Here is a 20907-nt window from a genome sequence, read left to right as displayed (position 1 = left end):
GACTTTTTGTATATACTCAAAAAGGCTCCATAATTTCCATGGTGGATTTACCCACTACAGAAATTATAGAGCCCTTTTTTGTTTGCAAAAAGGTACAATGAAAGGGGTCGCAAAAAAGTTAATAGAAGTCCTGGGTAAAGCGCTAAAAGTGGACAATGTTTAAAAAGTTTAAACAAACCAAATCTTTCTATCTACAAAATACGTATAGATGTTCTTGGCAATAGCTATTGTGTAAAAAAGAAGGAGATGAACTACGATTATATTTGAAAGGTAAACAAAAATAATTGGCAATTGGGGTTGCAATTTTTAAGTAGCTGTAAAACTTCATCAGTATCAAACAGCATCGTTGTTTGTGTTATGCACAAGCGGTAATTAACCAACTAGGTACGCTATTGATTTCAAGTATTGTGATACAGCGATGATGTTTATAAAAAATACAGAAAAACATTTATATCTTTTATCATTCACTGTCGAACGCATAGTATATAGCTAGAAAGCGTGGATATCATGAAAAAATGGCAGACAATCACAGCAATAGCTTTAACAATTTTTGCTCTCTCTATAGGAGGATTTGTGACTTACACTTATCTACGACCATCACATTACGGAGGTGGTATATTTACTGATGAAACTTCTCAATCTACAACTTCTACTAGTGATACTACTTCTAGTACTACTGAAACCTCTCAATCTATAATTTCTACTAGTGAAACAGGGGGTGACGATGGTTATCATGAAGAAGCAGTAACTGAAACCAATACAGCATCCAGTAACATTATTTATCTAACTGATGTTGTCGGACTTGGCACTGATCCTTCTATTTTCAAAGATGGTGGCTACTATATTGTGTCACCAGGAGGAGTGAGATCAGGATCAGAAATTGTATATTCAGTTTATAGATTGGAACGCGAAGGAACTATGGCCGATGGTAAACCAATTGTGGCAACTAAAGACTATGTTAGAACAACTGATTCATACGATGTTGCAAGAGAATTTCTTTATTGGCTACGCTACTATGATCCTGACAATACACCGAATTCTAGCCTTGAAGAAAACTGGAATTACTTTGTTAGGGAAAGAGAAGGATGAGATTGACACTATATTAATAGTGTGATAAAAATGATGAGGGCTGAGTTTTTGTGTTCTCAAGATTTAAGTAGCCGTAAACCAAAACACTACAGTGTATGCTTTAGCAATTGATTTAAATAGCTGCAAACTTTTAATAAAACGCTTATTTAGCTAAGGTTTTAAAAAGCGCCTAGCTTAACTCTAAGTACAGCAAATCAATAAGATAGGTGGGACTGTCGGAGCTCCCACATTTATCGACCGGCTAATAAAGCGGTGTGTTGTTGACAGATTTTTAACCTCTATTTTCTTGTATGATATTTTAAAATACTCTATCGTCAAATATTTTTCCTTGTATAGCTAGTTTTCAGATATCTAACTCACCTAACTATAACCACGTTTACTTTCTTGAAAATAAATCAAAAACAGGTGTGATGCTATTTTCTATGCGGGTGTTTGTCGCATGATAGGCTTTGCTTTTTAGGTCTTAACAACTTTCTATGGCGACGTTTTTGGTAATTTGGTATAATAGGAGCAGTGACTAATATTATAGGATTTTAAAATGGATATTCAAGAATTAAAAAAACGTCAAGAGAAGATTCGTAATTTCTCTATTATTGCACATATTGACCATGGGAAGTCGACTTTGGCGGACCGTATTTTGGAAAAGACTGAAACGGTTTCGAGTCGTGAAATGCAGGCACAACTGCTAGATAGCATGGATTTGGAGCGTGAGCGTGGTATCACGATTAAGCTTAATGCGATTGAGTTGAACTATACAGCTAAAGATGGCGAAACTTATATTTTTCACTTGATTGACACGCCAGGACACGTTGACTTTTCTTATGAGGTATCGCGTTCACTTGCTGCGTGTGAGGGGGCTATTTTGGTTGTGGATGCTGCTCAAGGTATCGAGGCGCAAACCCTCGCCAATGTTTACTTAGCTCTTGATAATGATTTGGAAATTTTGCCGGTTATCAACAAAATTGATTTGCCAGCAGCGGACCCAGAGCGTGTGCGTCAAGAAATTGAAGATGTGATTGGATTAGATGCTTCAGAGGCCGTTTTGGCATCGGCTAAAGCGGGAATTGGGATTGAGGAAATCCTCGAGCAAATCGTGGAATACGTTCCAGCTCCATCAGGAGATGTGGAGGCACCACTACAAGCTTTAATTTTTGACTCGGTTTATGACGCTTACCGTGGTGTTATTTTGCAGGTGCGTATTGTCAACGGTATGGTTAAACCTGGTGACAAAATTCAATTGATGTCAAACGGAAAAACCTTTGACGTTACTGAAGTTGGTATTTTCACTCCAAAAGCTATTGGACGTGATTTCCTAGCAACAGGTGACGTTGGTTATATCGCGGCTTCTATCAAGACCGTTGCAGACACGCGCGTTGGGGATACTATTACCTTAGCTGATAATCCAGCAGATAACCCGCTTCATGGCTATAAACAAATGAACCCAATGGTGTTTGCAGGGCTTTATCCGATTGAGTCAAACAAGTACAATGACTTGCGTGAAGCCCTTGAAAAACTGCAATTAAATGATGCCAGTCTTCAATTTGAACCTGAAACCTCACAAGCTCTGGGTTTTGGTTTCCGTTGTGGTTTCCTTGGTTTGTTGCACATGGATGTTATTCAAGAACGTTTGGAACGTGAGTTTAACATTGATTTGATTATGACAGCGCCGTCCGTTGTTTATCATGTCAATACGACAGACGGGGATATGCTTGAAGTGTCAAATCCATCAGAATTCCCAGAACCAACCAAAGTAGCCAGCATCGAGGAGCCTTATGTAAAAGCTCAAATCATGGTGCCACAAGAATTCGTTGGAGCTGTTATGGAATTGGCTCAGCGCAAACGTGGTGATTTTGTGACCATGGACTACATTGATGATAATCGGGTTAATGTCATTTATCATATTCCACTTGCCGAAATTGTTTTTGATTTCTTTGATAAATTGAAATCATCAACACGTGGCTATGCGAGCTTCGATTACGAAATTTCAGATTACCGTAAATCAAAACTGGTGAAAATGGATATCTTGCTTAATGGTGATAAGGTCGATGCCCTTAGCTTTATCGTGCACAACGAATTTGCCTATGAGCGTGGTAAATTGATTGTCGAAAAATTGAAGAAAATCATTCCACGTCAACAATTTGAAGTGCCAATTCAAGCGGCTATCGGTCATAAAATCGTGGCCCGTTCGGATATCAAAGCTCTTCGTAAAAACGTGTTGGCAAAATGTTACGGTGGTGACGTTTCGCGTAAACGGAAATTACTTGAAAAACAAAAAGCTGGTAAGAAACGCATGAAGGCGATTGGTTCTGTGGAAGTTCCACAAGAAGCTTTCTTGTCTGTCTTGTCAATGGACGATGACAACAGTAAAAACTAATCTTATCAGAACACCTCGTATTTAGTTGCGCTCGGATGTGTTTCTGAGCGCTTTTTAGGTACAGAAACTTAGTCAATCATTCAAATTTTTATCTATTTTTGGTAAAATAAATCTAAATGTATCTTGGGAGAACGGCATGAAATTATTAATCAATGTATCGCAATTAAAGGGAACGGTGAGAGTTCCAGGAGATAAATCAATCAGTCATCGCTCGATTATGTTTGGTAGCCTTGCCAAAGGTCAAACGACGATTCATGATATTTTACGTGGGGAAGATGTTCTATCAACTATGCAAGCTTTTCGTGATTTAGGTGTTGACATTCAAGATGACGGTGACCGTGTGACCATTACAGGTGTAGGTTTTGACGGGCTAAAGGCACCTCAAAAATCTTTGGATATGGGCAATTCTGGAACGTCTATTCGCTTGATTTCTGGAGTTTTAGCAGGGCAAGACTTTAGCATCGAGATGTTTGGGGACGACAGTTTGTCAAAACGTCCAATGGACCGTGTGACTATTCCCCTTCGTCAAATGGGGGTTGAGGTTTCAGGACAGACAGAACGTGATTTGCCACCATTGACTATGCATGGTAATAAAAAATTGAAACCAATTCACTATCAATTGCCTGTGGCATCTGCTCAGGTCAAATCAGCCCTTATTTTCGCAGCTTTGCAGGCTGACGGTGAATCCGTTATCATCGAAAAAGAACACACGCGCAACCACACAGAAGACATGATTGTTCAATTCGGTGGCTCAATTGATGTCAATGGTAAGGAAATCCGTATCACTGGCGGGCAAGAATTGCTTGGACAAGAAGTGGTGGTGCCAGGTGATATTTCCTCAGCAGCCTTTTGGTTGGTTGCAGGGCTCATTGTTCCAAATGCGAAAATAAGGCTTGAAAACGTTGGTATCAATGAAACACGCACGGGCATTCTTGATGTGATTGAAGCCATGGGCGGTCAACTAAGCCTGTCAGATGTGGACGATATTGCCAAATCAGCGACAATCACGGTAGAAACTTCCGACCTTCACGGGACAGAAATCGGTGGCGAAATCATTCCACGTTTGATTGATGAGTTGCCAATTATTGCCCTTTTGGCGACCCAAGCCGAGGGAAGAACTGTGATTCGCGATGCGGAAGAATTGAAAGTGAAAGAAACTGACCGTATTCAAGTGGTTGCGGATGCCTTGAATGCTATGGGCGCCAATATTACGCCAACAGATGACGGTATGATTATCGAAGGCAAAACGCCGCTTCATGGTGCAAGCATCAATACTTTTGGGGACCACCGCATCGGCATGATGACGGCAATTGCGGCTCTTTTGGTAGCAGATGGTGAGGTCGAACTGGACCGTTCAGAAGCCATCAACACTAGCTACCCAAGCTTCTTCAAAGATTTGGAGTTACTGACACATGGCTAGAATTATTATCGGTTTTATGGGCTCAGGCAAAACAACCATTTCTTCTTTGTTAGATGAGGATTACGTTGATATGGATGCAGTGATTGTAGAGCGCATCGGAATGCCTATTGCAGATTTTTTTGAAAAAGAAGGCGAAGCCCGTTTTCGTGAGATTGAATCACAAGTTTTGGCAGAATTGATAGCGTCTGACCGAGTGATTGCAACAGGTGGTGGCATTGTAACCAGTGCGGCTAACCGAGCACTTTTGGCAAAAAATCCTGAAACCATTTACTTGAAAGCAGATTTTGACACGCTCTATAATCGTATCCAAAAAGACACTAAAAATGTGCGTCCGCTATTTGTCAATAATAGCAAAGAAGACTTCAAGGCGATTTTTGATGGGCGCCAAGACTTGTACGAATCAGTTGCCAACCGTATTATTGAAGTAGCTGGTAAAACGCCCAAAGACATTATTGAGGAAATCGGATGAAAGTTGGTTACCTAGGACCAAGCGGTTCGTTTACACACAATGTTGCGGTCAAAGCCTTTCCAAAAGCTGACCGTATCCCTTTTGCAAATATCACCGAAGTCATTAAATCTTATGAGGAAGGCTTGGTGGATTATGCCATTATCCCCGTTGAAAATTCGATTGAAGGCTCGGTGCATGAAACCCTAGATTACTTGTTTCATCAAACGGATATTAGTGCCATTGCAGAAGTGATTCAACCCATTAAGCAACAATTATTAGCAACGGCACAGGATAAGCCTGTCGGGAAAATCTTCTCACATCCGCAAGCCATTGCCCAAGGGAAAAAATACATCAAAAGCCATTACCCCCATGCACAAATTGAAGTGACTGCTAGCACGGCTTACGCTGCGCGTTTTATCGCAGAACACCCAGACAAACCTTACGCAGCTATTGCTCCCGTGGCAGCAGCTAAAGAATATGATTTGGAAATCATCGGCAAGGACATTCAGGAAATAGATGAAAATTACACGCGTTTTTGGGTGCTAGGGCATGAACCTTATGTCTTTGATCTGATCAAAGACACGCAAAAAATATCCTTGGCATTAACTCTTCCTGACAATCTCCCTGGAGCTCTCTACAAAGCCTTGTCTGTTTTTGCTTGGCGGGGCCTTGATTTGACTAAAATTGAAAGCCGTCCTTTGAAAACGGCATTGGGGGAGTATTTTTTCATCGTTGATGTGGATAATAGCAATCATGATTTGGTGACTTTTGCCTTAGAAGAATTGCGTGTTTTAGGTATTACTTACAATGTTATGGGGATGTATGACGTCTATTGTTTATGATTAGAAAGTGAAGGACTGGTATGATAAAATGGTAGAAAATCGTTTAAGTCGCCACGAGGAATTGCGGTATCAATACCTGTTACGAAATCTTGAATATTTAAGCGAGCGTGAGAAGCAGGAGTTTGATTACCTTTATCAAAAAAAATTAGCGAGCTTCTCTAGTCCCTCCCATTATACCCAACCAGCTGCGCCTCATGACCCACGTCCTATTTATCAGGAGGTTAATGATCAAGCTTATGATGGCTACGATGACTATGCGAATTGGGAAGATGAGAAGCAATGGACCGCACCAGGACTTCCCAAATATCCAGACGAAGCCCCTCCCAAGCGTTCTAAAAAAGCCAAACGTGCCTGCCGTTTTGCAGATGTGTCTGGAGAAAGACCAAAAAAGAAGAAACGGCACTTCTTTAAACGCTTGATGAAATGGCTAGCTTTGCTTGTGGTGGCAACCATGGCTGGCATGATTTATATGTTTTTCAAGGGAGTGCGTGATGTATCAGAGGGCAATACCAATTACACCCCTGGCGTGACGGAAACGTTTCACGGTGAAAATAGTCCTGACGGCACCAATATTTTGATCTTGGGAAGTGACCAGCGGGTGACCCAAGGCTCGTCTGATGCCAGAACCGATACCATTATGGTGATGAATATCGGAAATAGCGATGACAAAATTAAATTAGTGAGCTTCATGCGTGATATCTTGGTTAATATTCCGGGTGTTAGCTACAATGATTACACTAATGACCAAAAGCTAAATGTCGCCTTTAATATTGGTGAGCAAGATCACAATCAAGGAGCTGAGCTTATGCGCCAAACCTTGAAGGATAATTTTGGCATCAACATCAAATATTACGTGATGCTTGATTTTGAAACGTTCGCAGAAGCCATCAACACGCTATTCCCAAATGGGGTTGAAATAGATGCCAAATTTGGTACTGTAGATGGTCAAGAAGTAACTTCCGTCGAAGTTCCTGATGACCTCAATATGCAGCCTGACGGTAGCGTTCCTAGCCAAACCATTAACGTTGGTAAACAACGCATGGATGGTCGTACCTTGCTAAATTACGCACGTTTTCGTAAGGACGATAATGGGGACTATGGCCGTACCCAACGTCAACAACAAGTGATTACCGCCATTATCAATCAAGTCAAGGACCCCGACAAACTTTTTACAGGGTCTGCGGCTATCGGTAAAATCTATGCCCTTACCTCAACCAATATCTCTTATCCATTTTTCCTCAAGGAAGGCTTGTCTGTCATCACCAGCGGTCAAAAAGGCATTGAGCAAGTCACCATTCCAGCAGAAGGGGATTGGACAGACGAGTATGATATGTATGGAGGTCTAGGCATTGCCATTGATTTTGATAAATATCAACGAGAACTAAAAGAATTGGGATTGCGTGAATAGCGTTATGTTATAATAGAGGGACAGTGATGTTTCTCTATTTTTTGAGGAAGTAGAAAGGATATTATGTTAGAAAAAAATAGCATTGTAGAGGTTGAGATCACAGATTTATCGCACGAAGGAGCAGGGGTGGCCAAGTTTGATGGCTTCGTCTTTTTCGTTGAAAATGCCCTTCCTGGTGAAACCATCAAGATGCGTGTCTTGAAAGTTAAGAAAAATATTGGATTTGGTAAGGTTGAAGAATACCTAACCCTCTCGCCTTACCGTAATCAAGATGTCAATGTGGATTATTTGCGAACAGGAATTGCAGATTTTGGACATTTGGCTTACTCAGAGCAACTCAAATTCAAACGCAAACAAGTCGTGGATAATCTGTATAAAACAGCTGGTATTTCAGATGTTGAAGTCGCAGAAACTATGGGAATGGCGCATCCTTATGCTTATCGCAATAAGGCCCAAGTGCCTGTTCGTCGTGTCAACGGTCAGCTAGAAACTGGCTTTTTCCGCAAACATTCTCATGATCTGATGCCTATTACTGATTTTTACATTCAAAACAAAGAAATCGATCGCTTGATTTTATTTACCCGTGATTTGCTGCGTCAATTTGATATTAAACCGTATGATGAAAAAGCTCAAACTGGCTTGATTCGCAATCTCGTGGTTCGTCGTGGTCATTACTCAGGTGAAATGATGCTGGTTTTTGTTACAACACGCCCTAAAATATTCCGTATTGAGCAAATCATCGCTAAAATCGTAGCAGCCTTTCCAGCGGTGAAATCCATTATTCAAAATATTAATGACAAAAACACCAATGCTATTTTCGGTCAGGAATTTAGAACGCTTTACGGAAAAGACACAATTGTAGATACTATGCTGGGTAATCAGTACGAAATTTCAGCACGTTCTTTCTATCAAGTTAATACTGAAATGGCAGAGAAACTTTACCAGACCGCTATTGATTTTTCAGATTTAACACCAGAAGACATTGTCATTGATGCCTATTCAGGTATTGGAACCATTGGGCTTTCATTTGCCAAAAAAGTCAAAGCTGTCTATGGGGTCGAAGTGATTGAAGAAGCTGTCGCCGATGCCAAACGCAATGCTGCCCTAAATAGCATCACCAATACCCATTATGTGGCGGACTCAGCCGAGCACGCTATGGAAACTTGGATCAAAGAAGGTATTAAACCAAGCGTAATTTTGGTGGATCCACCACGCAAAGGCTTAATTGAAAACTTCATCAAAGCAAGCGTCGCCATGCAACCAGACAAAATCACCTACATTTCATGTAACCCAGCTACCATGGCGCGTGACATCAAACACTACCAAGAGTTAGGCTACAAACTCCAAAAAGTTCAACCCGTCGATTTATTCCCAAATACCCATCACGTGGAGTGTGTCGCTCTGCTCGTAAAAGCCTAGATACCTTTGGTAAATCGCAATAGTAAAAAGCCTTGGTTTCAAGGCTTTTTGTGATGTATAGGGGAAGTATCAGAGTAAGAGCAGGAGTTGAGTGTCTTGGTCTGATAGGTGGGATTGTTGGGTTTCTATTTCCATTAACACTTAGGGTATATATTTATTTCCAATGAGCAGGGCTTTATAGGAATAAATGTATACCCTCTTTTTTATCTAAAATTCAAATGTATTAGAGGGAATCGAATCATCTTTACCTCTTCAGTATGGCCTAAAAGGTCGATATAATTGAATGGTAGATTTCTGGAAAGGAGGTCAACCATATGGTAAGAAGGAATTCTAGAAAGACAACTCGTCAGCAGCAACGTATTCTTGATGCGTTTGAAAATGAGCGTACGGTTGAGATTATTCCAGCTAAGCGTGAGTTTACTGATGTAAAGACAACCAAGTTGCGCGTGGCTGCCTATTGTAGGGTGAGTACCTTTGATGAATCACAATCTGGGAGTTTTGAACTTCAAAAACAAACTTATACTGAAAAGATAAACAACAACCCAGACTGGGAGCTTGCTGGTATTTATGCAGACCAAGGTGCTTCAGGGACAACAATTAAGCGGCGTGAGCAATTCAAGCAGATGATTGATGATTGCCGTGAGGGTAAAATTGATTTAATTATCGTGAAGAGTGTTAGTCGGTTTGCCCGTAACCAGTTAGACTTTATTGGTATATATCGAGAGCTTAAAGCTTTACCGAATCCAGTAGGGATTTATATTGAAGATATTAATCTTAATACCTTGGATACTAATAGCGAGTTTATCCTTGGAGTTATGTCCATCGTTGCTCAAGGTGAGAGTGAGCAGAAGAGTGCGTCCATTACTTGGTCAGTAATAGAGCGGTTTAAGAGAGGAATACCAATTATTCCCACTCACAATTTACTCGGTTATACAAAAGACCAGTATGGACGGATTGTGGTAGATGAATCAGAAGCAAAGATTGTCAGGTTCATTTATGACTCATATATCGAAGGCATGTCTGCTCGAGAAATTGCAGAATCACTAATGGATAGTCATATTCCTACAGTCACAGGACTTGATAATTGGTCTAACCTAGCAATCTATAACATTCTCAAGAATGAGAAGTACAAAGGTGAAATCATCATGCAGAAGACTTTTACTGTTGATTGCTTCAGTCATAAGTCTCGTAAAAATAATGGTGAGAAGCCTAAGTATCGTCTAAAAAATGGAATTCCCTCAATCATACCAGAATCTAGATGGGATTTAGTGCAAGAACTTCTTAAACTACCAAGAAGAAAATCGAAATCTACAAATAAAGTTATTGCACCTAAGCTCTACATCAAGAAGCTCAAAACTGGTAAATTGAGGGATTTTGTTGTACTTGACCCTAGTTGGAAAACTAAGGATATTAAAGAAGTATTTAAATAAGAAAGAGGAACACTATGCGTTTTAAAGATTTTGGTTTGGAAGTAGTAACTGTTGAACGTTCGTCATTCGATTATAGCATGACCATCAATAAAAACTTTGTTACTTTTAGTAAGGGGATTGTTCAAGAGTTGGATTATCCTGCTCAAGTTTTGATTGCTTTCAATAAGGAAACAAGGGTTATGGGAATTCAAGTTTGTCGTGCCAAAACTAGAGGGTCGTTCAAGTTTTCAAAACCAGAGGGCGAGCAAAAGGGGATTGTTCAAGTCATGAATAAGAATCTGAAAGAAACTTTGCTTCATATCATGCCAGAGTGGAAAAGGGGCAAACGCTACAAAATCGAGGGAATTCACATACCTGAAGATAAGGCTTTTGTTTTTGAGCTATCTAAATTTGAAGAGTTACCTGACTTCCGTAAGAAATAGTCTATAATTAAGGAATCATTAAGCAGAAGGAGCTATACTATAGTCACTCCTAAATAACTTTTTCTTTTTCATAATCTCCTTAAGACAAGAACACGATTGTTGTGTTCTTGCCTTTTTAATATTTTTATGTAAGCGTATTCGTGGTATAATATAGTCAAATAGCGCTTAGGAGAAATTAATATGCGAAATGATATTCAGCCATCACTACAAACTATAAGATCTTACTTTGAAAAGTCAGAATTTTATATTCCCACTTATCAACGTCCGTATGCTTGGCAAGTTCCACAGTGTGAACAATTAATTGAAGATATTAATCTTCATATGGAAAACTTTGATGAAAGCTCTCAAGATAATTATTTTTTTGGTGCGGTTCTAATAGCACAAGAATCTGGTGAAGAGCATGATGTGACATTGATAGATGGACAACAAAGGACGACCACTTTTATGTTATTACTGAAAGCTATTCTCTTAAAAATTGAGAAAGAGCTTAAAGCTTTGCCAGGTACTGATAATGATGCAAGAAGGTTAGTAAAACGCCTAAATGGTCTAAAAGAACAGATTGTAACCATGCTTTTCAGAATAACCGATGATGAAAAAGATGATTATGTTGATGGATTATACTATCCCACAGTCGAGAGAATTAAGTATGTAAACGATTCAATTTCTGAAAAATACTCTAGTGAAATACCAGTTATATTATTGGGAGAAAACTTTAATTCGATTAAGGAAAATGTCCATCAAATTTATCGTCGTCAAAAGGATAACAGGTATACTAACTTCTATAAAAATTTTAGATACTTCTATAACACATGTAATGAGTTGAATGCATTTAACCTAATAAATTTCGCTAACCATTTTATCAATAATTGCCAGGTTATCACAATTACGAGCTATAATACTGATCAGGCTATCAATATTTTCAATTCATTAAATGGAACCGGTGTTCCATTGACACCGATCGAAGTGATTGTTTCTAAAACAACAGCAAATGCTTCTGATAGAAAAAATTTTGAACGAAACTGGCAAGAAATTGTACAACGTACTGATTCTGCAAGGCTAGACTTGAACTCATTAATTACTCACTATATTTTCGTTAAGCTATCAGAGCAGAATGGTGCTGACCGTAGGAATCCTGGTATAAGAGCATTCTTTTCAAAAAATAAATATCTTTTAAAAGATGATGTTCTTTTTACAACTGAATTGGATAAAATTATAGATAATTATGAGAGTGTAGCTGATTCCATTGTGGGACAGTTACTAAGTAGACTAAATGGTAATTTACGTCCATTTATTAGTAGTTATCTATTCTTCCGAAGCGATAGCGATAGTGATTATTTAGATTACTTACTTCGATTAGGTATTTTGATTGAATTGTCAGAGTTATCTTATAGCCATAGGCTTTTTAAAGGTTTTTTAGAAGAAATCAACTTGATGTATAGTCAAGTTGACTCAATTTCAGCTACAGAATTGATAGATAAAGTAAAAAATCATATTCAAACAAATTTTGAATACGATGAAGTTAAACAAATACTATCAGAAAGTGGTGTATCCAATTCGCTTCTCTATATTAATGAGTATTTATTTGCAATAGAAACGGGGGCAAAATTTAACTTAGAGGGGAATATCGATATTGAACATATTATGCCGCAAAGTGGTCGCAACCGTGAAAACATAATGTTAGATGCTGGTTTTGATAATCAAGAAGAGTTCCGTGAATACGCAGAAAAAATCGGGAATAAGATTCTACTTGAAGCTGATATCAATCGAGGTATTGGAGATGCATGGTTTAGAACTAAAAGAGAAAATAGTATTACTAGTGGTCACGGTTATATTGGCAGTAAATTTCCAATAGCTAAGTCACTTGTCAACTATCCAAAGGGTGTTTGGACTAAAACTGAAATTGAATTAGCTACGGAGCGAGCAGCAAGACGGATTGCAAATTTTATTTTTGAGAGATAATATTATTCTTTACAAAGATGATAGATTCAAAAGGAGCACATCAATTTGAGTGCTCCTCTTTATTTTAAATTCGTGACTGTTTTTTGATAGATATACTTCTTGGTGAGTTTACTTTCCTCGAGTTGCTCTACCATGAATATGAAGTAGTGATCGCGGTTATCGGTAGCCTTCTCTTTATTGAGCTTAAAATAGTTTTTTCTTGATTTTGCCATGGTCAACAAAATATCATCAGTTAAGAAAGTGAGTGGTGTATCTAAAGCAGAGTAGCGGTAGAAGTCAGCTTCAAATTGTCTGTAGTTATCACTGAAATAGTCCATTTGAAGTTCATTATGATGAAACTCAAGCTGATTCATATAGCACCTCCAGCTCTTCCTCAAACAAGTCGATGTGAAGAATATCTTTGAAGGAAGCGTTGATGTAACCTGATTTGGTCTTTATCAATAGATTACTTTTATTTAGTTCGGACACAGTTCCAACATAGTTTACTCGTTTATCATTCTCCAGTATGTCGAAGTGAGCTATTAGCTGACTTGAATAAAGTTGACTGGCTAATAGTAATTTATTTTCAAGAGTTAAGTCTGATAGATATGAAATTTTACTTGCATCATTATCAAGAGCAGTTGTATGCTCGGATAGGAAGAAGCCCATCCATTTCTGCATGCCTACGTCTTGATACTCTCTGGCACATTGCCAAGGGAGATATGAACGGTCAACCATAAGTAACACCTCCTGTTATCAATTTATTTTAGTCCATCTAAGCCACCTGCAGAGTGTCCCCCAATCAATTTACTACGTTCAATATTTCGTGAACCTTCGGTAAGAATATTGGCTTTTTGAATTGCTAAGAATCCAAATTGCTCTCGAACTGAATCAATAGCGGTTTGGAGCTTTTCTGCTTTTTCAATAGTCTCCATATCATCAAAAAGTGAAATCAAACCATAGCTTTCATCAACAAATCCACTGTAGGAAACACCAATTTGTCTTACTGCTCCAGAATCGTACTTGTTGCGGAACAGTTCGATAACATGCTTGACCATAGTCTTGGTCAGATTGGCAGGTTCAATCTTCATCTGTGCATTGATGGATTTCTTCATTTCAATATTTGAGTATCCAATGTGGATAGAAATAATAGTGGCTTTCTTGTGGGCTTTTCTCAAGCGTATGGCAACTTGTTCAGCCATTTCAGATAAGACAAGCTCTATCTCCCTTTGATTGTGATAATCACGCTGTAAGACTTGGGAATTACCTAAACCGTGGCTTTTTGGCTGATATGGATTATGTACATTACTTTCGTCAACCCCATTAGCATGGAACCACAATTGTAAGCCAACTTTTCCGAACTCTTTCTTGAGGATGGTTGGGTCGCAGTTAGCCAGTTCTTTGATAGAGTTAATGTTAAGTTTGTGAAGTATCTTCTCGGTGCGGCTACCTATACCCCAGAAGTCAGTAAGAGTGGGAATAGACCAGACTTTGCTCTCTACATCTTCATATGACCAATTAGCTCGCATGGTAACAGCTTTCTTTGCTTCGTTATCAAGAGCAAGTTTAGCAAGGAGAGGATTGCTGTTACTCATACCAACAGTTGAATAGATACCTGTTTCTCGCCATATATCTCTTTGTAAGATGGCAGATAGATTGTCTAGTTTTGCTTTTCGAGACATAGTTTTATCTTTAATGAAGTAATTGAGAGATGAGGTGAGGTCAATGAATCCCTCGTCAATGGAGTAGGGATATATATCATTTGGTGCAGCATAGTTCTGGAAGATATGCTGGATTTCTAAATTTTTCTCAATATACCTATCCATGCGAGGTGGGACGATGAGTGTCCGTTTAGCCCAATGTTCTATAAATGACTTGTACTTGGGTGTCACATCAATCCCTTGTCTCCAAGCGTTCTGATAGTTGAATTTTCTTGTCTTTATGTCAAAAGGAAGGTCATAGGAACGCCCAACATTTTGCTTACCAAAAACTTTCTTGAACATGGGAGAAGAAGCGAGAATAAGTCCAGCAGAATTATCAGCGCGACTCATGACGCAGAGAGAAGTGTGCAGTGGATTTAGCCCACGGTCTACACACTCCACGGAGGCATAGAATGATTTCATATCGACGAAAGCAATATCAGAAGTTGGTTCTTTTGAATAGTCGATATATCCCATAAATTACCTCTCTTTAAGTTTGGAGAGTTCCTCGGTTAGCTCCTGCACATAATCGGTAATATCATATTCTTTTAAGTAAGGAGTGAATAAGATGCGGTCATCTTTGATGTAAATCATTTCTTCCACTTTAACTGACAACATCTTCCTCCTTCATTGCGATGAGAATACAATCCTCAATCAGGAAAGCATAGGGGTAAATAGAACAATCTTCATCGTCAGGAATAAGAACTTCATCAAAAGCTTCATTTTCTAAACGTTCTTCGAAGTTATCCATGTTGAAAATTTCTACTTTGCATTCTGGATTGAATCCATAGGTACCTAATTCTAAAATGTCTTTGAGTTTCATAACTAAGCTCCTTCCACAGGCATGAAATGCCCAACTACCTTACCAACAATTCGGAAATCATCGTCTTTGGAAATAAAGCGTTCTGGGTTGCTTACTTCATTGATGGAGACCATTCGGAAACCATCTTCAACTTTGTATAGCTTTTTGATGTAAGTTTGGTCATTCCATACCAAGGCATAGACTGCTCCATCGTAGTCAAAACCAGTTTCACGAATAAGGGCTACCTCGCCATCTAAGTATGTAGGAGACATAGAAGTTCCTTTGATCCAAGTGGCAAAGTCGTAACCATATTGTTCTTCGTCAGAGTAAACGGTACGAGTTTCGTATTCGTCGGCGAAACTTTGTCCAGGACCAGCAGACAATGAAATGTCGTCCAAAACTTCGATAGGGAAAAGCTGAACAACTTTACGTTCTTCACGTTGAGTTTGAAGTAGATCCTCTATATATTCCTCAGCTAGAACTTTGTTGAAGTCGTTGAGCTGCAGGAAATTGTTTACAATGTTGTACTCAGATTCGAAGTAGGTCACTGGAACATCAAGAATAGCAGCGAGAGCTGTGAGATTTTTCTGATTTGGTTTAGCTCTACCAGACTCCCAGCTATTGTATGATGAACGATTAATTTCAAGTATGTTTGCGATTTCGACCTGAGATAAGTTTTGATTCTCTCTTCTTTGTTTGAGACGTAATCCAGAAAACATGGTATAATACTCCTGTGTTGTTTTATAAAACAACTAATTATATCCAAAAACAACAAGAAATGCAATGATTTTATTAGTTGTACGGATTTCGGTACTTTATGGTAAAATAATATATATAATCTCAAGGAGTTGTTATGAGTATAAGTTACGGTCCGCTATGGAAAAAACTAGAAGAAAATAATATTACAAGAACTGAATTGAGAGAATCCGTCAAACTGGCTTCCAGTACTTACTCCAAATTAATAAAGAATGAGAGTGTTACAACGGATACTTTGCTGAAAATTTCTTTGTACTTACAGTGTGATATATCAGAATTAATAGAAAGTTCATTTGATGAGGTCAAAAAGTAAAACGATATGACATATATTTTAAAGAAAGAGTTAGGCCAGGTATTTACGCCAAGTAATATTTCAAGGTTAATGGCCTTGTTTTTTCAGGGAAGGACGTATGATGAGATTCTCGATCCTGCTGCAGGGTCAGGCTCTCTTTTAGAGGCCTGTATGGATTTAATCGATAGAGAGACAAAATTAAGTGCGGTAGAAATTGATGAAGATTTAATTGATATTCTAATAGATAAGGGATTCGATACCTCTTATATGAACTTTTTTGATTTTGACAGAAGAGTTGATGGAATCATAATGAATCCACCATATATACGCCAGGAGTTGCTGACGAGTGAAAATAATAAAGATATATTAAGAAAAAAAATTAAATTTAAAAATATAAATTCTAGGTCTAATCTATATCTTTATTTCTTGCTAAAAGGATTAGAAGTAGTCAAAGAAGGTGGAAGAGTTGTCGCAATACTACCAAATACTTGGTTAAACTCAGAATATGGTGTTTCAGTTCAGGAACATATACTTAACAAATATTCGTTAGTGTCAGTAATTGATTTTGAGAAGAATGTCTTTAAGGGTGTTGATGTTGATGTTTCAATTTTTGTAATAGACAATATCCCTCCTTCTGATCTAACATCAACTGAATTCTATTATTTTGGAGATATTGATATTAAAAAAATTAAAAGTTTGGATCAGGCAGAAGTTAAACAAAGTGTTTTACAAGATGAGATTTTAAATTTAGGATGGTCATTCTATAAGTTAAATAGTAATCAGTTCAAGTTTAGGAATCTACAACCACTTTCGACCTTCGCAAAATTAAATAGAGGATTGACAACTAATTACAATAAATTTTTTATTCGCAATTATGATGATTCTTTAGTTAAAAATCATCCTGATATGTTTAAAAAAATAATAAACAAGCAAAACGAAATTGAAGGTATAAAAACAAGGCTGAATAGTTTAAAAAAAGTTGCCCTTGTTATACCACATTCTGTTGAAAAATTACCTGATGAGATTTTATCGGAAATACTTGAGATAGAAAAAGAGGTAGTTCAGAATGAAAAGCCAAAAAGAATTACTTCAACGTAGCCAAAATATACGAGATGCTTACCACAATTTAGAAATTAATCATCACGGTGAAAAATGGTCTGTTGAAGAAGATTTACTGGCTCTATCAAACGATATTGGAAATTTAAATCGTTTAGTAATGACACGCAAAGGGCGCTATTATGATGAGACTCCTTATCAATTAGAACAAAAATTAGCTGAGAATATTTGGTGGTTAATTGAATTAGCCAACCGTCTTGATGTAGATATCGAAAAGGAAATGGAATCTTTTTTATCAGAAAAAGAACAGTTACTAAAAATTATTGATAAATGAGATAAGAAGATTTTTAGTATAAAACACTTGACACACATTGAAAATTAAGAAAAATAAAGTTTTTTACTCAAAAGAGTTGACAAAAAAATCAAATAGGATACCATAAAACTACGAGTTAAGTTCATATTTCTGAGGGAATATGTAACGCAAAAGTATATTAGCCGATAACGAAGATTTGTGTTTTATTATTTAATATTGTATAACTGGTATTCCACTACCATTCAGAAGTAAATTTATAAGGCTGTAGTTACAGAATGAGATGCTGTCACTACAGCTTTTTTTCTATTTTAATGTTATAATTAAAGATAAGTTTTAAATTTTTAAAGTCAATTTTACATATATAAATTGATTTGACATGGAATATGTTATAATGATAAAGCACGAATTGATTTTTGGAAAGGAGGACACATGTTTAAAATAGATAATAAGATTAAACAAGAAGCCTTAAATTTTTCAACTTTGCAAAACTGTTTAAAAATGACAGAGGGGAAATTTGAGCCAATTTTTGATTCATTTATAGAAGAATATAAAGGAATAGAGTCATCTCCTATTTTAGATTATCTAGATTTGTATGGTAATTATTTCAAAATTAATCAAAATGAATTAAATCATGAATATGCTTTGGCTTCTGCTCAGTTTTCAAAATTAAAAGAATCAGATGAGATAATAAAACGGGGAACTAGTGATTATCCAGATATGCTGGAATCAACGGAAAAATCACCCAGATTTTTATATATTAGAGGTAGAAAAAGTCTTCTATATGAATTGCGTAAGGTTTCTCTTGTTGGTTCTAGAAATGCGACTGACAAAGCAAAATATAACACGGCTAGGCTGGCCCAAAAACTTGGGAAAAATGGGATAACCGTAGTATCGGGCCTAGCAAAGGGGATTGATGTTTCTGCACATAAAGCAGCACTTGATTTAAGTTTAGATACTATTGCAGTAATAGGAACCCATTTAAATCAATACTATCCGGCAGAAAATAAAGAAGTGCAGTTAGAAATAGAGAAGAAGGGCCTAGTAGTTTCCCAATTCTCTCCAGCTTCTAAAACTCAGCGCTGGTTCTTTCCAATGAGAAATCGGGTTATGAGCGCTCTCTCTCTTGCGACAATTGTTATGGAGGCAGGGGAAACGTCTGGCTCTCTTATTCAAGCTGATTATGCTCTTAAACAAGGGAGATTGGTTCTTCTACCTGAGAGTGCATTAGAAAATAAACATATAACTTGGCCTGAGAAGTTTGTTAAAAAAGGAGCCAAGGTTATGCATAATCCTAGTGATGCACTAAAGATTTTGGCAGAGAGTAGTTTCTTTAAAGGGGAGTTTGATATTGATGAAGAATTAGAGCTTATCCCTTTAGATTTTTCGTTAGATATTGTCTCTGAGGAAGGGAGAGATAGACTTGCTTAGAAATGTTAGTGAGATAAAAGTTATTGTTTTCCATATTTCTGATTCTCCGATTTTATCAGCTAATGATTGGGAAGATGTTCAAAAGATTTATGAGTCAGAATATAATTGTATGTTTTTAACTGACTTAGATCAGTTGCCTGATTTTATTGATGATAGTGACATTATAAAAGTTGAACCTCTTAAAATGGTTCTGTGGCCTTCGTTATCTCTATTTGACCACATTAAAGAGCGGTTTAACGCACAGACATCTGAAATTATTCTAGTTTCTAAAGATTCTCGTTTTACTAAACGCTCTATGAAGCTATTAAGCGGGGTTATCTTAATATCAGAGAATATGGTAAAGTATGAACAATTAGATAATACCCCAGATGCTATTTTCCATAATTTTAACCAATTCTATGAGTTAGTTGTTCTGGATAATCTTGTTGGAAGAAATTATTTTGGTGAAAATCAAATCCCTCTGCCAACTAATCAATTTAGAAGTAGATATATTCACTGTCTATATCCTATTTCGGATTCAAAAAAAGTGAGATTGTTTTCGCTGGGAAGATATTATAGCTCTAAACATTACATGCACGAAATGCATCCGTATTCTAAAGCGATTATTTCTAATAAAAGCTCCAATAGTAAGTTATTTGGAAAATTTAATATTAAACTTTCAGACCTTATTATCCAAACAATAGGGTCTTTTCCTGATAGTTTTAAACTTGATGCCCTTTGTTACGTTCCTCCACGTCCCAATGAAGAAAGTAGATTTAGTGATATATTCGAGCATATTTTTTCACAAACAGATAAATGGATACAGCAACTTGAAGATATTTCACCATTTTTAATTGCGACAAGGGATTTTGAAAAACAGAAATTTCTGAATACTGAAGAACGTTTAACGAATGTAGAAAATGCTTTTACAGTGACAAAAGTCTTGACTGGGAAAAATGTTATGGTTATAGATGATGTTGTCACTACTGGTGCAACATTAAAAGCCTGTGCAGAAGCACTTTTTCAAGCTGGAGTGGAAAGCGTGTCTTTTTTTGTCTTTGCGATTAATCAACGTGAGCAATCTGGTTTGTTTTCTGAATATAGAGCAGCCTGTCCTTATTGTTTGGGAGACTTATATTTGAATATTAATTCAACTACCTACTTACCTTTTTATAGTTGTTCAGATTGTCGACGTACCTTTGATTACGACCCCGTCATGGAAAATTTAAATCGAAGAATTAGATAATTTGAGTTACGTTTAATGGTTTAATTCGGATATATTTTGAATCATCATTGGTAATATTTTGGCTAAAAAGGTGTCTAAAGTCGATCTTAAAGATAAAGTAAAAAAAGTTTGGGTCTTTAGTATGTTTTTCGTATAACAGTATTATTTAAAACTCTATCAATCCCCTTTCGTTCTATAGTATAGTTACTCTCTATCAGCACACGTGGAGTGCGTAGTGTTGCTACAACGAAGCAACGGGTGAAAATCCTTTATTTTAAGCATTTTTTCAAACATTTTGTCTTTATTGAAAAGAGTGATTTTAACATAAAAAAGGTTCAAAAAAGTACATTGATGTGAACGTCTGTTTGGATGTCGACTGCGTAGACAAAAAATAGATACGTCATAAAATATAATGGTTCAGCGAGAACATTTTAATAAGTGTTCTCGTTTTTTTTTTATCTGGCTCATTGTCAATTGTAGTGGGTTGATGCTAGCTAACATCTAGAGAGAACCAAATTGGTTTTCTCTTTTTTGACGTTCAAAGCGATGAGAATGCGTTTTTTAAA

Annotated in this window: 21 protein-coding genes; 15 read left to right on the top strand and 6 right to left on the bottom strand. The window is 37.3% G+C overall.

Annotated features, from left to right (window positions below; genetic code table 11):
- Positions 1-507: 507 nt before the first annotated feature.
- The 10 genes from ACFORE_RS05790 to ACFORE_RS05745 all read left to right on the top strand — a co-directional run bounded on the left by ACFORE_RS05790 (position 508) and on the right by ACFORE_RS05745 (position 12811).
- A complete protein-coding gene (locus ACFORE_RS05790) occupies positions 508-1089 on the top strand; it encodes a hypothetical protein (protein WP_294010651.1) in 582 nt (193 codons plus the stop codon).
- 538 nt (positions 1090-1627) lie between these two features.
- Positions 1628-3463 (top strand): translation elongation factor 4, encoded by a 1836-nt coding sequence (lepA, locus tag ACFORE_RS05785; protein ID WP_154455250.1) that lies wholly within the window; start codon positions 1628-1630, stop codon positions 3461-3463.
- Between the two features lie 136 nt (positions 3464-3599).
- Positions 3600-4883 (top strand): 3-phosphoshikimate 1-carboxyvinyltransferase, encoded by a 1284-nt coding sequence (gene aroA, locus ACFORE_RS05780; RefSeq protein ID WP_168260948.1) that lies wholly within the window; start codon positions 3600-3602, stop codon positions 4881-4883.
- Positions 4876-5352 (top strand): shikimate kinase, encoded by a 477-nt coding sequence (locus ACFORE_RS05775; protein ID WP_154455252.1) that lies wholly within the window; start codon positions 4876-4878, stop codon positions 5350-5352. Before aroA ends, ACFORE_RS05775 begins: the two co-directional genes overlap by 8 nt.
- Positions 5349-6173 (top strand): prephenate dehydratase, encoded by an 825-nt coding sequence (gene pheA, locus ACFORE_RS05770; RefSeq protein WP_154455253.1) that lies wholly within the window; start codon positions 5349-5351, stop codon positions 6171-6173. Before ACFORE_RS05775 ends, pheA begins: the two co-directional genes overlap by 4 nt.
- A 28-nt stretch (positions 6174-6201) precedes the next feature.
- On the top strand, positions 6202-7581 hold the full coding sequence (locus ACFORE_RS05765; protein WP_293956969.1) for an LCP family protein: 1380 nt from the start codon (positions 6202-6204) through the stop codon (positions 7579-7581).
- A 63-nt stretch (positions 7582-7644) separates the two neighbouring features.
- On the top strand, positions 7645-9000 hold the full coding sequence (rlmD, locus tag ACFORE_RS05760) for a 23S rRNA (uracil(1939)-C(5))-methyltransferase RlmD (protein WP_380435046.1): 1356 nt from the start codon (positions 7645-7647) through the stop codon (positions 8998-9000).
- Positions 9001-9314: 314 nt separating this feature from the next.
- Positions 9315-10430: a recombinase family protein gene (locus ACFORE_RS05755; RefSeq protein ID WP_380435045.1), complete on the top strand. Its 1116-nt coding sequence runs from the start codon at positions 9315-9317 to the stop codon at positions 10428-10430.
- 14 nt (positions 10431-10444) lie between these two features.
- Positions 10445-10852 (top strand): hypothetical protein, encoded by a 408-nt coding sequence (locus ACFORE_RS05750; protein ID WP_294427250.1) that lies wholly within the window; start codon positions 10445-10447, stop codon positions 10850-10852.
- A gap of 180 nt (positions 10853-11032) precedes the next feature.
- Entirely contained in the window at positions 11033-12811 is a 1779-nt protein-coding gene (locus tag ACFORE_RS05745) for a DUF262 domain-containing protein (protein ID WP_294427253.1), read from the top strand.
- A 59-nt stretch (positions 12812-12870) separates the two neighbouring features.
- Here the strand turns inward: ACFORE_RS05745 and ACFORE_RS05740 are convergent, their stop codons facing one another.
- Genes ACFORE_RS05740 through ACFORE_RS05715 form a run of 6 tightly spaced genes read right to left on the bottom strand, consistent with a single transcriptional unit; the run spans position 12871 to position 16011 of the window.
- Positions 12871-13164, bottom strand: coding sequence for a DUF5960 family protein (locus tag ACFORE_RS05740; RefSeq protein WP_294427254.1), 294 nt, complete (start codon positions 13162-13164; stop codon positions 12871-12873).
- Positions 13151-13528: a hypothetical protein gene (locus ACFORE_RS05735; RefSeq protein ID WP_294427255.1), complete on the bottom strand. Its 378-nt coding sequence runs from the start codon at positions 13526-13528 to the stop codon at positions 13151-13153. The genes ACFORE_RS05740 and ACFORE_RS05735 overlap by 14 nt, the downstream gene beginning before the upstream one ends.
- Before the next feature lie 23 nt (positions 13529-13551).
- Positions 13552-14967: a Y-family DNA polymerase gene (locus ACFORE_RS05730; RefSeq protein ID WP_294427256.1), complete on the bottom strand. Its 1416-nt coding sequence runs from the start codon at positions 14965-14967 to the stop codon at positions 13552-13554.
- A gap of 3 nt (positions 14968-14970) precedes the next feature.
- Positions 14971-15108: a hypothetical protein gene (locus ACFORE_RS05725; protein WP_294427258.1), complete on the bottom strand. Its 138-nt coding sequence runs from the start codon at positions 15106-15108 to the stop codon at positions 14971-14973.
- Positions 15095-15313, bottom strand: a complete 219-nt coding sequence (locus tag ACFORE_RS05720; protein ID WP_294427257.1) for a hypothetical protein — start codon at positions 15311-15313, stop codon at positions 15095-15097. Before ACFORE_RS05720 ends, ACFORE_RS05725 begins: the two co-directional genes overlap by 14 nt.
- A 2-nt stretch (positions 15314-15315) precedes the next feature.
- On the bottom strand, positions 15316-16011 hold the full coding sequence (locus ACFORE_RS05715; RefSeq protein WP_380435044.1) for an XRE family transcriptional regulator: 696 nt from the start codon (positions 16009-16011) through the stop codon (positions 15316-15318).
- Positions 16012-16145: 134 nt separating this feature from the next.
- Between ACFORE_RS05715 and ACFORE_RS05710 the strand changes: the two genes are divergently transcribed.
- From ACFORE_RS05710 to ACFORE_RS05690, 5 genes are all read left to right on the top strand, one after another.
- The gene (locus ACFORE_RS05710) at positions 16146-16361 is read left to right on the top strand and encodes a helix-turn-helix domain-containing protein (protein ID WP_380435043.1); all 216 of its coding nucleotides are present in this window, start codon (positions 16146-16148) and stop codon (positions 16359-16361) included.
- A 6-nt stretch (positions 16362-16367) separates the two neighbouring features.
- A complete protein-coding gene (locus ACFORE_RS05705; RefSeq protein ID WP_380435042.1) occupies positions 16368-17438 on the top strand; it encodes an HsdM family class I SAM-dependent methyltransferase in 1071 nt (356 codons plus the stop codon).
- On the top strand, positions 17407-17730 hold the full coding sequence (locus tag ACFORE_RS05700) for a nucleoside triphosphate pyrophosphohydrolase family protein (protein WP_380435041.1): 324 nt from the start codon (positions 17407-17409) through the stop codon (positions 17728-17730). The genes ACFORE_RS05705 and ACFORE_RS05700 overlap by 32 nt, the downstream gene beginning before the upstream one ends.
- 408 nt (positions 17731-18138) lie before the next feature.
- On the top strand, positions 18139-19137 hold the full coding sequence (dprA, locus tag ACFORE_RS05695) for a DNA-processing protein DprA (protein WP_137206857.1): 999 nt from the start codon (positions 18139-18141) through the stop codon (positions 19135-19137).
- On the top strand, positions 19130-20362 hold the full coding sequence (locus ACFORE_RS05690; RefSeq protein ID WP_125411573.1) for a phosphoribosyltransferase family protein: 1233 nt from the start codon (positions 19130-19132) through the stop codon (positions 20360-20362). Before dprA ends, ACFORE_RS05690 begins: the two co-directional genes overlap by 8 nt.
- The last annotated feature ends 545 nt before the right edge of the window (positions 20363-20907 follow it).

The sequence above is a fragment of the Streptococcus alactolyticus genome (assembly GCF_042649785.1).
Taxonomy (GTDB): domain Bacteria; phylum Bacillota; class Bacilli; order Lactobacillales; family Streptococcaceae; genus Streptococcus; species Streptococcus alactolyticus.
This window is presented reverse-complemented; position numbering and strand designations above follow the sequence as displayed.

What these genes read in the sequence shown, in the direction of transcription:
- pheA (WP_154455253.1), top strand. Translation starts at nt 5,349, where the DNA reads ATGAAAGTTGGTTACCTAGGACCAAGCGGTTCGTTTACACACAATGTT.
- aroA (WP_168260948.1), top strand. Translation starts at nt 3,600, where the DNA reads ATGAAATTATTAATCAATGTATCGCAATTAAAGGGAACGGTGAGAGTT.
- ACFORE_RS05790 (WP_294010651.1), top strand. Translation starts at nt 508, where the DNA reads ATGAAAAAATGGCAGACAATCACAGCAATAGCTTTAACAATTTTTGCT.
- ACFORE_RS05710 (WP_380435043.1), top strand. Translation starts at nt 16,146, where the DNA reads ATGAGTATAAGTTACGGTCCGCTATGGAAAAAACTAGAAGAAAATAAT.
- ACFORE_RS05725 (WP_294427258.1), bottom strand. Translation starts at nt 15,108, where the DNA reads ATGTTGTCAGTTAAAGTGGAAGAAATGATTTACATCAAAGATGACCGC.
- rlmD (WP_380435046.1), top strand. Translation starts at nt 7,645, where the DNA reads ATGTTAGAAAAAAATAGCATTGTAGAGGTTGAGATCACAGATTTATCG.
- ACFORE_RS05765 (WP_293956969.1), top strand. Translation starts at nt 6,202, where the DNA reads ATGGTAGAAAATCGTTTAAGTCGCCACGAGGAATTGCGGTATCAATAC.
- ACFORE_RS05755 (WP_380435045.1), top strand. Translation starts at nt 9,315, where the DNA reads ATGGTAAGAAGGAATTCTAGAAAGACAACTCGTCAGCAGCAACGTATT.
- ACFORE_RS05775 (WP_154455252.1), top strand. Translation starts at nt 4,876, where the DNA reads ATGGCTAGAATTATTATCGGTTTTATGGGCTCAGGCAAAACAACCATT.
- ACFORE_RS05740 (WP_294427254.1), bottom strand. Translation starts at nt 13,164, where the DNA reads ATGAATCAGCTTGAGTTTCATCATAATGAACTTCAAATGGACTATTTC.
- ACFORE_RS05705 (WP_380435042.1), top strand. Translation starts at nt 16,368, where the DNA reads ATGACATATATTTTAAAGAAAGAGTTAGGCCAGGTATTTACGCCAAGT.
- ACFORE_RS05700 (WP_380435041.1), top strand. Translation starts at nt 17,407, where the DNA reads ATGAAAAGCCAAAAAGAATTACTTCAACGTAGCCAAAATATACGAGAT.
- ACFORE_RS05750 (WP_294427250.1), top strand. Translation starts at nt 10,445, where the DNA reads ATGCGTTTTAAAGATTTTGGTTTGGAAGTAGTAACTGTTGAACGTTCG.
- ACFORE_RS05715 (WP_380435044.1), bottom strand. Translation starts at nt 16,011, where the DNA reads ATGTTTTCTGGATTACGTCTCAAACAAAGAAGAGAGAATCAAAACTTA.
- ACFORE_RS05735 (WP_294427255.1), bottom strand. Translation starts at nt 13,528, where the DNA reads ATGGTTGACCGTTCATATCTCCCTTGGCAATGTGCCAGAGAGTATCAA.
- lepA (WP_154455250.1), top strand. Translation starts at nt 1,628, where the DNA reads ATGGATATTCAAGAATTAAAAAAACGTCAAGAGAAGATTCGTAATTTC.
- dprA (WP_137206857.1), top strand. Translation starts at nt 18,139, where the DNA reads ATGTTTAAAATAGATAATAAGATTAAACAAGAAGCCTTAAATTTTTCA.
- ACFORE_RS05720 (WP_294427257.1), bottom strand. Translation starts at nt 15,313, where the DNA reads ATGAAACTCAAAGACATTTTAGAATTAGGTACCTATGGATTCAATCCA.
- ACFORE_RS05730 (WP_294427256.1), bottom strand. Translation starts at nt 14,967, where the DNA reads ATGGGATATATCGACTATTCAAAAGAACCAACTTCTGATATTGCTTTC.
- ACFORE_RS05745 (WP_294427253.1), top strand. Translation starts at nt 11,033, where the DNA reads ATGCGAAATGATATTCAGCCATCACTACAAACTATAAGATCTTACTTT.